At 50.2% G+C, this 12,946-nt stretch carries 7 protein-coding genes and 4 pseudogenes; 4 read left to right on the top strand and 7 right to left on the bottom strand.

All coding sequences use genetic code 11. The features are described from left to right. Positions 1-75: 75 nt before the first annotated feature. From DZ54_RS27475 to hemN, 3 genes and pseudogenes are all read left to right on the top strand, one after another. Positions 76-226, top strand: a pseudogene (locus DZ54_RS27475) (GTPase-activating protein); the annotation flags it as partial. A gap of 13 nt (positions 227-239) precedes the next feature. Next, positions 240-734 (top strand): DUF2489 domain-containing protein, encoded by a 495-nt coding sequence (locus DZ54_RS0110590; protein WP_025674034.1) that lies wholly within the window; start codon positions 240-242, stop codon positions 732-734. 199 nt (positions 735-933) lie between these two features. Further along, a pseudogene (gene hemN / locus DZ54_RS20905) lies at positions 934-2,306 on the top strand (oxygen-independent coproporphyrinogen III oxidase). Between the two features lie 46 nt (positions 2,307-2,352). On the opposite strand, the gene add reads toward hemN, so the two are convergent. The 7 genes and pseudogenes from add to glnA form a co-directional block, all read right to left on the bottom strand. Then, positions 2,353-3,354, bottom strand: coding sequence for an adenosine deaminase (gene add, locus DZ54_RS0110580; protein WP_025674033.1), 1,002 nt, complete (start codon positions 3,352-3,354; stop codon positions 2,353-2,355). Positions 3,355-3,439: 85 nt separating this feature from the next. Beyond that, positions 3,440-4,111 carry an EAL domain-containing protein gene (locus tag DZ54_RS0110575; protein ID WP_164831578.1) on the bottom strand — a complete coding sequence of 224 codons (672 nt, stop codon included), beginning with the start codon at positions 4,109-4,111 and terminating at the stop codon, positions 3,440-3,442. A gap of 33 nt (positions 4,112-4,144) precedes the next feature. After that, a complete protein-coding gene (locus DZ54_RS0110570; protein WP_025674031.1) occupies positions 4,145-5,914 on the bottom strand; it encodes a diguanylate cyclase domain-containing protein in 1,770 nt (589 codons plus the stop codon). Between the two features lie 203 nt (positions 5,915-6,117). After that, entirely contained in the window at positions 6,118-7,527 is a 1,410-nt protein-coding gene (gene glnG, locus DZ54_RS0110565) for a nitrogen regulation protein NR(I) (RefSeq protein WP_025674030.1), read from the bottom strand. Next, positions 7,520-8,583 (bottom strand): annotated as a pseudogene (glnL, locus tag DZ54_RS20900) (nitrogen regulation protein NR(II)). The gene glnG and the pseudogene glnL overlap by 8 nt, the downstream one beginning before the upstream one ends. 109 nt (positions 8,584-8,692) lie before the next feature. Continuing rightward, positions 8,693-9,277 (bottom strand): DUF4124 domain-containing protein, encoded by a 585-nt coding sequence (locus DZ54_RS23530; protein WP_025674029.1) that lies wholly within the window; start codon positions 9,275-9,277, stop codon positions 8,693-8,695. 116 nt (positions 9,278-9,393) lie between these two features. Beyond that, positions 9,394-10,802, bottom strand: a pseudogene (gene glnA, locus DZ54_RS20890) (glutamate--ammonia ligase). A 531-nt stretch (positions 10,803-11,333) separates the two neighbouring features. Here glnA and typA point away from each other — a divergent pair. Beyond that, positions 11,334-12,946, top strand: a 1,613-nt coding sequence (gene typA, locus DZ54_RS0110540; RefSeq protein ID WP_025674028.1) for a translational GTPase TypA, incomplete at its 3' end; no start/stop codon positions are given.

The following is a 12,946-nucleotide window of genomic DNA, read 5'->3' as shown; positions in this document are numbered from 1 at the left end:
CAGCACAGAGCTGGAAAGCTCGAGCAASRATCCGCATCTGATGTCTTGTCATCGAGTCGACATCGGAAACGTGGAAAGCTCGGGCTGGTACTGCAAAACTATGTCGATAGAAAAATTAGATCACATAGAAGTGCTGATGGATAAGCTAGGGTTGCTGAACGACGAGGACACACCGGAGGATGACGAAAGCGATCTGCTTGCTAAATTTGAGCAACAGAACGATTAAAGAGGAGTAGCAGGTGCAGGACGGGATCTGGATACTAGCAGGACTAGGCGCGCTGATCATTTTAGCGTTATCGGTATACGCTGGGATTCTGCTGGCAAGACTCAAGCGGCAAACGGCGCTGCAAGCGGAGATGGAAGAGGCGGCGATAAAAAAGCGTAATGATAAAATCATTGAAAGCGTTGATGTGATTGCCTTCGCGGCCTTGAAAGATCAATGTGATTTGTCTGAAGCGGCGATTCGTCTTTACATGATTATGGACCACCTCCAAGGGGAAAAGCGGGTTGAATTTGATAGCCGCTACCCGGCGTTATTTGAACTTTACGAAGCGGTTAAGGATACCCCGCGAGGTGACGCAAGGAAAACCCTTAAAAAGAACGAACGCATGCGGTTGGACTTTGATCGTGCCAAGCATGAAGCGCGACTAGAGCAGACGATAAAAGTCGAGTTGGCGGAGATTTTGGCTTTCACCGGTGGCCGCCATATCCCGGATCATATTTTGACCCATTAAGTGTACCTGTTTGGAATGCAGTTGTTCGCAGCGGCATTCCTCTATTATTTCGCCACAATACCCTTATAACCATTAGGCGAAAATCGATCTCGCCGACACTTTCACACTATTAACGCGGGTAGTACTAAACACCTTACTCAAGGCTGTGGCACACTACGCCTTGTTATCCTTTCCTAAGCGCCTTTGCGGAATGTAAGCCATGTCATCAGCACAAATCATTTGGGATCAAGCCCTTATCAATAAGTATAATTATTCAGGGCCCCGCTATACCTCGTATCCTACCGCGCTTGAGTTCCATGAGGCCTTCACGCCTGCGGAATTTGATATGGCATGTAGCCAATATCCGGTTCGGCCGTTGTCGTTGTATGTGCATATCCCATTTTGTCACAAGCTTTGCTATTACTGTGGTTGCAATAAAGTGGTGACGCGCCATCAACACAAGGCGGATGAGTACTTAGATGCCCTGGAGCATGAGATTCGCCAGCGAGCATTTTTACTTGGATCTCGTCGAGTCACCCAATTACATTGGGGCGGTGGTACACCGACTTTTCTGACCAAGGCGCAGATCTCGCGCTTAATGGGGCTGCTGCGCCAAGAGTTTCATTTTGAGGATGTGGCGGAAATCAGTATTGAGGTGGATCCGCGTGAAATCCCTCTGGATATGCTCGATCATCTCCGTAGCGAAGGGTTTAATCGGATCAGTATTGGCGTGCAGGATTTTGATAAAAAGTGCAGCAGTTGGTTAACCGAGAGCAAGATGAAGACTTTATCCATGCATTGGTCGCGCGTGCTCGTGAGCTTGGTTTTCGCTCCACCAACCTCGATTTGATTTATGGCTTACCCAGCCAAACGCCCGAGGGGTTTGCCAAAACCCTAGCGCAAGTGCTCACCATGCGCCCTGGACGATTATCGGTGTTTAACTATGCCCATTTACCTAACTTGTTTGCCGCACAGCGGAAAATAGACGAGGACGCCTTACCGTCTCCTGATGCGAAACTCACCATGCTGCAAGCAACCATTAATACGCTAACGGGAGCAGGTTACCAATTTATCGGTATGGACCACTTTGCCTTACCCGATGATGAGTTAGCGGTCGCGCAGCGCGAGGGGCGTCTGCATCGTAATTTCCAAGGGTACACCACCCAAGGTGACTGTGACTTGTTGGGACTGGGGGTGTCGGCGATCTCGATGATTGGTGATTGTTACGCGCAAAACCAAAAAGAGATGAAACGGTATTACCATCAAGTGGATGCTGAACGACATGCCTTATTTAAAGGGGTGATGTTGGAGCGTGATGATCGTATTCGCCGAGACGTGATTAAAGCCTTGATGTGTAATTTTACCCTAGAGAAGGCAGTGATCGCGGCGCGCTACCAGATTGATTTTGACCGTTACTTTGCAGACGATCTGGCCCTACTTCAGTGCTTTATTGACGACGACCTGGTTCGTGTCACTGATCAGGCGATCAGCGTGACCAAAACGGGTCGGATGCTGATCCGCAATATTTGCATGAGCTTTGATATTTACTTGCGGGATAGAGCACGCCAGCAACAGTTCTCCCGGGTGATTTAAACTAAAAAACCGCCAAATGGCGGTTTTTTATAACACGAACAGCCAATTAGCGGGCTGCGGCTTTGGCTATCAGCGCCGCTTTCTCACTGCCAGACAAGAAGGCAATGGTTAGGCCATTTTCTTGTAGTGTGTTGATTTGCGCAGCGGTTAAGCCTGCGGCAGGGGCGGCGATCTCATATTCATATGGCAGCTCGATCCCCTCTACTGCTGGGTCATCGGTATTCAATGACGCCAAAATACCATGGTCTAAAAATTGGCGCACAGGGTGCTGCGCGAGGTCGGCAATGGTACTGGTCTGAATGTTCGAGGTTAGGCAAGATTCAATACCAATACGGTGCTTGGCTAAATAGTCCATCAAAGCGGGGTCTTCAATCGCTTTCACGCCATGACCAATCCGGGTCGCGCCTAGCTCATTAATGGCCTGCCACATACTCTCAGCGCCTGCCGCTTCACCCGCGTGGACTGTCACCTGCAAATCACTGGCACGAACTTTGGCAAAATGATCGGTGAACTGGTCACCGGGCTGGCCCAGTTCGTCACCGGCTAAATCAATAGCAACCAATTGCGATTTCTGTGTCAATAGGGCATCCAACTCGGCCATACACGCTTGAGTGCCGAAAGTGCGGCTCATGATACCTATCAGATTGGTTTTGACACCAAAATCGCAGCTGCCGGCTTTCACGCCATCCACCACGGCCTCGACCACGCCCTCAAGTGGCAGTTGGTGTTTTAGTGCCATGTAGTAAGGTGAAAAGCGCAGTTCGGCATAATCAATCTTGGCATTTAAGGCATCTTCGACGTTTTCATACGCTACGCGACGAACCGCATCGAGATCCCCTAATACTGCCACACCCCAATCAAGCTTCGAGAGAAACGCGACTAAATCTGGTTCGTTCTCGACCACTTGCACATGTGGGCGCAGTGAATCTATGTCTGTTGCGGGTAGTGGCATCGCAAATTTTTGCCCCAGCTCTAAAATGGTTTCGATACGGATATTGCCGTCTAGGTGGCGGTGTAAATCCGTCACGGGTAAGTCTTTTCTTATCATCATCGGTTCCCAGCAGGTGAGTTGGCGCTCAGTATAGCGATTGACCATCAAATCGTCAGTAGCCAGAGTGTGGATGGCGTGATAGCTATCGCGTTGGCAGTTTATCCGTTACCCGTTCTGTTGGTTGCTCGGCTAAAGGTAGCGGCTTGGCAAACAAGAACCCTTGGGCGTAATGACAGCCAATTTCACGCAGCCTTGCTGCTTCTTCTGGGGTTTCAATGCCTTCAGCGACCAAGTGAACATCCATGCCACGGGTCATGGCGACCACGGCTTCAATAATCCGTTGGTTGGTGCTGTTTTCGGTCATGGAATGGACAAAGCTGCGATCGATTTTTAAGCTATCAAAAGCCATCTGATGCAAGTATGCCAACGACGAATAACCGGTGCCAAAGTCGTCAATCGCAATCTTAATCCCTAGCGCTCGGATTTTCGTCAACCCCGAGGTGGCGAGATGTTCGTGACTCATTAACTGTGACTCAGTGATTTCCAGGGTTAAATTCTTGGGTGGAAGTTGCGTCCGTTTAAGAACACGCTCCAACTTGTCGATAAAGTCGGCAGATAACAACTGTCGTGCTGACAAGTTGACATGCAATTGGTAATCGACAGGCCATAGCCCGGCCTTAATTTGTGCGACGGTATCAAAAGCAGCTTGCTCAAGCACTTGCATGCCGATTTGGTTAATCAAGCCACTTTGTTCGGCAATCGGAATAAATTCGACTGGGGAGACCATACCACGGTTCGGGCTTTCCCAGCGCACCAAGCCTCCGCGCCACAGAAACAAGCACATCACTTAAGCGTACGAAAGGCTGGTAGAACACGACGAATTCGTGATGCTGAACGGCATGATGGAGCTCAAGCAATAGCCGAGACTGCTCTTGAACCCGCGCTTGCATACTGGCTTCAAAATAGACATACATCGCCGCATCACTGCGTTTTGCTTCACTGAGCGCCAACCTGCGTGCTGGAGGCTCTCATGAATGGCATCACCGTAGGTATAACCAAACACCACACCCGCACAAGCGTCAACCAGGACATCGTCGTTACCGATGGTAACTGGGCGGTTAAACAGGCTCAGTAGCTGATTGACCAGCGCTTCCGACTGAGTACGATTAGTGGTATGAGGGGAGAGTACCGCAAATTCATCACCGCGAACGCGTGCGATCAGCATATTGGATCCATCCGCTAAATCCGTTAACCGTTGAGCAATGACACATAACAGCGTATCACCACCTTCTTGACCTAAGCTATCATTGATATCACGAAAGCTATTGACCCCTAAAATAACCAAGGTATTCGGTGAGTGATAGCGCAGCCCGGAGGCTTGTTCGACCAATCCTTCTCGCGTATATAACTGGGTTAAATTATCTTGGCGGATCTGTTGACGTAAGGCGTTGAACGACTCCTGCATTTTTCCCGACATGTTATTAAACGCCTCTTTTAATATCGCAATTTCTCTCAGGCTCGCTGGGGTGTTAATTCGATAGGTCAGATTGCCGGAGGCAAGCTTGGCAGCGGCCTCAGCCGTGTCACGCAAGGGACGAGTGAGTTGGCGAATAATTAAGTAGACGATGATCAAGCCAATCACCGACATCGCGATCACCAGATAAATACTGATTTTTTGTTGGCTTAACAAGCTTTCTAGTAGCAGTTGGTCAGGCAGAGCCACCACGACATACCATTCATGTTGAAAAGGCGGTGGTAAGGTGATTTTTTTGACGGTGCCATAAAATTGGCCCTGTTCGGTGATATTGAAGTGAAACGATTTACCGAGTTTCTCTGGTTCAGGTGGCCAGTTAGTCGATATCTCCTTGATGGTGTGATTGAGCACCACGTTATTTGTGATACTGGGAAACTGCAAAATATTGCTGGGGCTGTCTTTGCCGCTATGGGCGATCATCCGGCCCTCACCATCGACAATAAAAAGCGCGCCGCCGAGTTTTTGCTGGCGCTTGCTGAGAAAGCGGTTAAAGGCGGTCAGTTTGATATCACTGGCGACGACACCCCATACATTGCCCCTAACCAACACGGGAGCAATGGCGGAGAGTGATACTTCGCCAATCTCATCCGCATCAAGGTATATATCGGTCCAGCGTGGTTGTTCGCGATTAAAGGCCGGGATATACCAGGGGCGAACCCGCGGATCATAGTGGCTGTCTTGGTAAACAATATTGGCACTTAACGTTCGGCCGTCGAAGATGCGTAATGCGCCTTGTGTCGCGTCGCTTCGTTCCATCAAAACCGACTGGTCGGCTTGATTTTTACGATAGCCAAAATAATCGCCGTTAGCATCGACCCCAACGCTGAGCACTTGCATGTATGGCATGGCTTGATAAAGCGACGTGTGACTACTGAACAAATAGTCCCGTAAGTCGTTATCACTCATTGGTGTGGTTTTAAGGCGGGCGGCGAGACGATCAGCGACAAATACATTGGCGTTAAATGGGTGCTGAAGGTACTGGCGTAAGTCTAATCCAATCCCTTGAGAGTAATCGTCTAGCAGTAGCTTGCCGACAAACTGAGAGCTGGTGCGGTAATGGTTGTTAATGGTGAGAATGATCACACTAACGTGAGCGTGAGTACGAGAAACACGGGGAGCATGACGGCGGCTCGAATTGACAATGGGCGTATGTTTCTCATCAGAACAACAACATCACTCTTTTCATAAACCTAACACCATTGAAGTTAACACGAGAGACAGTGTTTGCTTCAATCTCTTCACTTAAATTTAGCAGAGGTTCAAATTGTGTAAGTTTTAATAATGAGTCATTGCTCAATATTTAGTTCTTTGAGCTTGCGCGTCAGTGTATTGCGTCCCCATCCTAAAATTTTAGCGGCTTCTTGTTTATGCCCATGGGTGTGTTGTAACGCGGACTGTAGCAGTATTCGCTCAACGTTAGGCAACGCCTGTTGTAAAATCCCATGCTGTCCCTGCGTGATCGCGTCCTGTGCCCATTGGGTGAGTGCATGCTGCCAGTCTTGCGCTTCACTGTCGGTCACGGACAAAGGCTGATTGAGTAACTCGCGCGGTAAATCATTGGAGAGTACCTCTTTACTGCTCGCCATCACAGTGAGCCAGCGACATGTGTTTTCGAGCTGACGTACATTGCCAGGCCATGGAAGCTGACTCATCATGGCTTCGGTGTCCGGGTGGAGTTGCTTGGCTTCGACATCCAACTCTTTGGCGGCACGGGCCAAAAAGTGCTGGCACAGCTGAGGGATGTCCTGGCGTCTGTCTTTGAGTGAGGGGAGATGGACGCGAATAACATTTAAGCGATGGAATAAGTCCTCTCGAAATGTCCCGCTGGTGACAAGGCGCTCTAAATCTTGGTGGGTAGCAGCGATAATACGGACATCCACGTCGACCGCTGCGTGGCCACCCACGCGATAGAACTGACCATCGGCGAGCACGCGTAGTAAACGCGTTTGCACATCCAAAGGCATATCACCGATTTCATCTAAGAATAAGGTTCCGCCATTGGCTTGCTCAAACCGTCCTTGTCGAACAGCATTGGCCCCGGTAAATGCCCCTTTTTCATGCCCAAAAAGCTCAGACTCGATCAAATCTTTGGGAATAGCCGCCATGTTCAGGGCGATGAAGGCTTGCTCTGAACGCGGGCTATGACGATGAAGGGCTTGGGCGACTAATTCTTTACCCGTACCGGATTCGCCATTGATCAAAACCGAAATGGATGACCGTGATAACCGACCGATAGCGCGAAATACTTCTTGCATCGCCGGTGCTTCGCCAATGATTTCTGGCGTTTGGGTTTGCGGCTGCTTCGCGGTTTGCTGCTTTTGTTGCTCTTTTACGTGGGCTAAAGCGCGCTCAACCAAGGCTAAGGCTTCGTCAATATCGAACGGTTTGGGGAGGTACTCAAACGCGCCCTCTTTATAGGCATTGACCGCGGCATCCAAATCAGAGTGCGCGGTCATAATAATGACCGGCAAACTTGGGTGTTGTGCTTGCACTACATTGAGCAGAGCAAGCCCATCGCTGCCGGGCATGCGAATGTCAGACACCAAAACGTCGGGGGTGTGCTCGTGCAACGCGCTGATCACACTTTCAGCATCGCAAAAGGTATCGCATGTGAGGCCAGCGGCACTGAGTGTTCGTTCCATCACCCAGCGAATCGAGCTGTCATCATCCACGATCCAAATGGTCCCTTTACTCATGGGGTCTGTCCTTTTCAATAATGGGTAATTGGATAGTGAAACAGGTATGGCCCGGCCAGCTATTCACTTCAATTTTGCCTGGTGTTGATCGATTAAGTGGTGGGTAATGGCTAATCCGAGCCCATTACCGTCGGCTTTGCTGGTGACCATCGGATAGAACAAAGTATCTTGTAAGTGGGGGGCGATACCGGGGCCATTGTCGATGATTTCTACCTGTGCCACGACACGATGGCGCTGCCCATGAATCACCGTTTGAAAACCGGTGCGGGTGCGCAGTGTGAGGCGCGCGTCGTCTTGCCCGCTGACCGCATCGGCGGCATTGGTCACCACGTTAAGGATTGCCTGCTCAAGCTGTTCAGGATCCATATCAAAGTCAGGCAAGCTGGGGTCGTAATCGCGAACGATATGGACACCGTCATGATTATCGAGGCTGACCAGTTGACGGACTTTTTCCAATACCACGTGAATATTTTGCCGTTGACGTAATCCCGGTCGCTGGGGTCCGAGTAAGCGATCGACTAAATTTCTCAAGCGATCAGCTTGCTCAATAATGATTTGAGTGTATTCCTTGAGGCTGGCATCGGGCAGCATTTTTTCCAATAGCTGTGCCGCCCCGCGCAATCCGCCCAGAGGGTTTTTAATTTCATGGGCCAAGCCACGAACCAATTCTTTTGCCGCCTGCTGTTGGGCTTTTTGGGTCAGCTCCTTGCTGATCCTTTGTTGCTGGCTCACGACATTAACTTCGAGTAAAAGACGGCCTTCATCCGCTTGATCAAATAAGGGGCTGGCGCTGAGTTGTACTTTTTGCGGCTGCCCATCGACGACCCAGGTGACATCACTGTCAGTGAGGCTTTGCCCCGCTTGGGTGGTGCTGGCAATGTGCGCCCAGTCGACACTGGCATGCTGTATTTGCTCCGTGAGCGGTTGCTGGCGCAAGCGCCTGGCACTTTGATGCATCAGCTGCTCCGCCGCGGCATTGACGTATTGAATACGCCATTGGCTGTCTACCACAATGATGGCGGTAAGCAGATGATCAAACAGTTGAGCTGACGTCATCCGTGTCGCGTCCTTGTTTGCACTAGTTTGGTGCATTGAGTGTAATCGAGATCCTTGCATGATGCAGCTTGTACCGCTGAGTTGGTGACTACTTTGGCGCAGTGGTCAGTTAATCCTGGCGTCGATGGGGCTGATTAACGTGTGCGCGGTGTAAATACACTTGGTGTATCGATGAGGATGCAATTACCTTGCCGCTTTCTAAGTATTGGGCTTGAATCTGATGGGTGCCACGGTCAATCGGCGCAAGTTGCCAATGTAGTTGTTGCTGCGAGGGGGTCAAAGTGATGGTTGGGGCGGACCCAACGGGTTGGCCGTCCAAGATGAGCTGTGTTTGCCCGGCGGGTATGGCGCGCGGTGACAACGTGGCAGTCACGGATAGCTGGCCGAGGTTACTGCGCAATGTTGCGCCATCATTGGGGTGAACAAGGGTGATCGTCACTGTTTTTGATTGTGTCGGATCCGGCTGCGTCAGAATTGACTGCGTCTGACTTGATTGAATCAGGCCCGACTTAGGCCGTTGTGCCGGAGAGAAAGAGGGCGAAGGGGTCGGGGATGAATACTGCCATACTCGGTACGGGTGCGCGGGAGGCTGGTCGCTAATATGGACCTGGCCGTATTGATCTGTCCACTGATAGAGCATGCCCGCATGGCTGAGAAAAGCCAATGTCAGTAACATAGCGCCTAACCACCGCATCACACCCCCCTTTCATTGAACGATACCTTGAAGTGCATTGTAAGTGGGAACACCGAGACACCAAGCATAAAAAAGCCCACCTGCGAGGTGGGCTACATTTTTACAGTGACGAGCAATTATACCGAGTAGTAAAGCTCGAACTCGACTGGATGTGTTGTCATCTGGATACGCTCAACATCTTCGCTTTTCAGTTTGATGTATGAGTCGATAAAGTCGTCTGAGAACACGCCACCAGCGGTCAAGAATTCGCGGTCAGCATCAAGTGCTTGTAGCGCTTCTTTCAGTGACTCAGCCACGGTTGGGATTTCTGCCGCTTCTTCAGCCGGAAGATCATACAAGTCTTTGTCCATGCATCGCCTGGGTGAATCTTGTTTTTGATCCCGTCTAGGCCAGCCATCAGCATGGCAGCAAAGCATAAGTAAGGGTTAGCGGTTGGATCCGCGAAACGCAGCTCAATACGGCGCGCTTTCGGGCTTGGTACGACTGGGATACGAATTGACGCAGAACGGTTACGCGCGGAGTAAGCCAGCATCACTGGTGCTTCAAAGCCAGGAACCAGACGCTTATACGAGTTAGTTGACGCGTTCGCAAAAGCGTTAATGGCACGTGCGTGCTTGATGACACCGCCAATATAGTAAAGCGCGGTTTCAGACAGGCCACCGTATTTATCACCCGCAAAGAGATTTTGACCATCTTTAGCCAGTGATTGGTGTACGTGCATACCTGAGCCATTGTCGCCGACCAGTGGTTTAGGCATAAACGTTGCTGTTTTACCAAACGCGTGCGCCACGTTGTGCACGACATATTTATATATCTGAATTTCATCCGCTTTGGTGGTTAAAGTGTTAAAGCGGGTCGCGATTTCGTTTTGGCCGGCGGTGGCCACCTCATGGTGGTGCGCTTCAACCACTAAGCCCATCTCTTCCATGACCAATGACATGGCAGAGCGAATATCTTGTGATGAATCGACCGGTGCGACAGGAAAATAGCCGCCTTTAACGCCTGGACGGTGGCCTTTGTTGCCGCCTTCCAGTGCGGTGCCTGAGTTCCAGCTCGCTTCAACATCATCAATTTTGTAGAAAGAACCGGCCATATCGGTGGCGAACTTCACGTCATCAAAGAGGAAGAATTCTGGTTCAGGACCAATCAGAACGGTATCCGCGATACCCGTTGCGCGCATGTGATCTTCAGCGCGTTTAGCAATAGAGCGCGGATCACGATCATACCCTTGCATGGTCGATGGCTCTAAAATATCACAGCGAATATTCAGGGTGCTTTCTTCGGTAAAGGGATCTAGTACGGCAGAGCTTGCGTCTGGCATCATGACCATGTCTGACTCGTTAATGCCTTTCCAGCCCGCGACCGATGAACCATCAAACATTTTGCCTTCTTCGAAGAAGTCGTCGTCAACTTGATGAGAGGGGATAGAAACATGCTGCTCTTTACCTTTGGTATCGGTAAAGCGCAGGTCGATGAATTTCACCTCGTTTTCTTGGATGAGTGCGAGCACATTTTCTACTGACATGTGAAATAACCTCCGGTGTCAAATTAGGTAAATAGCGAATTGGCTCCTTGCTGCATGACAAAGCGAAAACTGTGCCAACAATTTAAAACCACGCCATAGCAGGCTCGGCGGGTAAAAATGCCGTTCAGTGCTCGTCAAACGAGCGCGAGTTGCACCATCATTGTGCGCAAATGATCAATGATAGTGCAAGGGGCGAAAATGGTGCAGATGTTTGTGCACGACAGGCGTGCAAACACGTCCCCTTCTTCTTTGTAGCAGACAATCGGTGTTGAGAGTGTGGGCCGTCTTTAAAAATTCATGTTTGCTTAAATCCCGGTGAATCCTTGTATTTGCTTAATAAATGACCATTCAAACAGTAATCATACCGCTGTGATGGTGACCGAATTCACAGAATAAGGTGGGTTTTGCGACAAAATCTGGTACATTACGGCCGTTTTTTTAATCAGATGGTGGCGCTGTCGTGCTAGTATACGCTGTCTCAGCGTGTCAGGTTCGGCACGCGCCGCGTCTAACGAGTGAAAAAGAGAGTCCATGACCAAAATACAAACAGATAAATTAAGAAATATCGCCATTATTGCCCACGTTGACCACGGTAAAACCACGCTAGTGGATAAGCTGCTTCAGCAATCCGGTACGCTGGCTTCCCGCGGTGAGGTGGAAGAGCGTGTCATGGACTCAAATGATATTGAGAAAGAGCGTGGCATTACCATTTTGGCGAAAAACACCGCCATCAACTGGAATGACTATCGAATTAACATCGTTGATACGCCAGGACACGCCGATTTTGGTGGTGAAGTTGAGCGTATTATGTCGATGGTGGATTCGGTCTTATTGGTGGTCGATGCGGTTGATGGCCCGATGCCACAAACCCGCTTCGTGACCCAAAAAGCCTTTGCCCATGGTCTAAAGCCCATTCTGGTTATCAACAAAATTGACCGTCCGGGTGCGCGTCCTGATTGGGTAATGGATCAGGTATTCGACCTGTTTGATACCCTAGGGGCAACAGACGATCAACTGGACTTCCAAGTGGTTTATGCATCAGCCCTCAATGGCTGGGCAAGCTTGGACGAAGCGACCGAAGGCGAAAGCATGGAGCCGCTGTTCAATGCAATCGTAGACAACGTCGATGCGCCGGATGTCGACATTACCACACCACTGCAAATGCAGGTGTCTCAGCTAGACTATAACGCCTATGTGGGTGTGATTGGTGTGGGTCGTATTACGCGTGGCTCGGTAAAACCGAACCAGCAAGTGACGATCGTTAGTGCCGATGGCAGCAAGCGCAATGGTAAGGTGGGAAGTGTCTTGGGTTACTTAGGCCTTGACCGTACTGATGTGGATGAAGCCTCGGCGGGCGATATTATTGCCATCACTGGTCTGGGCGAGCTAAAGATTTCAGACACGATCTGTGATCCAAGCAACGTTGAAGCGCTGCCAGCACTGACCGTTGATGAGCCAACCGTGACCATGACGTTCCAAGTCAACACCTCGCCGTTCGCCGGCCTAGAGGGTAAGTACGTGACCTCACGTAACATCCTTGAGCGTTTGCAAAAAGAGCTGGTACACAACGTAGCTCTGCGTGTTGAAGAGACCGAAAACCCGGACAAATTCCGCGTATCAGGTCGTGGTGAGCTGCACTTGTCGATCCTTATCGAGAATATGCGTCGCGAAGGCTTTGAGCTTGCCGTATCTCGGCCTGAAGTGATCATCAAAGAAGAAAACGGTGAGAAGTTTGAACCGTTTGAAACCGTGACCATTGACGTTCTCGAAGAGCACCAAGGTGGCGTTATGGAAAGCATTGGCCTGCGTAAAGGCGAGCTGAGCAATATGCTACCAGACGGTAAGGGCCGCGTACGTATGGACTTTGTGATGCCGTCACGGGGTTTGATTGGTTTTCAAACCGAGTTCTTAACCCTGACGTCAGGGTCGGGTCTGATTTATCATACGTTCGACCATTACGGTAAATTCAAAGGCGGTGATATTGGCCAACGTATCAACGGTGTATTGATATCAAACGCCGCAGGTAAACGCACTGAACTTACCGCATTGTTTAACCTACAATGGTACCCGTGGTCGGCCCTTATTTGGATTACCCTCGTTATCCCACCGAAGAGGACCAGGCTAGGAAGGAGCTTGCCAAAGGC

This window comes from Salinivibrio socompensis S35, assembly GCF_000513715.1.
GTDB classification, from domain to species: domain Bacteria; phylum Pseudomonadota; class Gammaproteobacteria; order Enterobacterales; family Vibrionaceae; genus Salinivibrio; species Salinivibrio socompensis.
The sequence above is the reverse complement of the archived record's forward strand: the minus strand, read 5'-3'. Positions and strand labels throughout refer to the sequence as shown.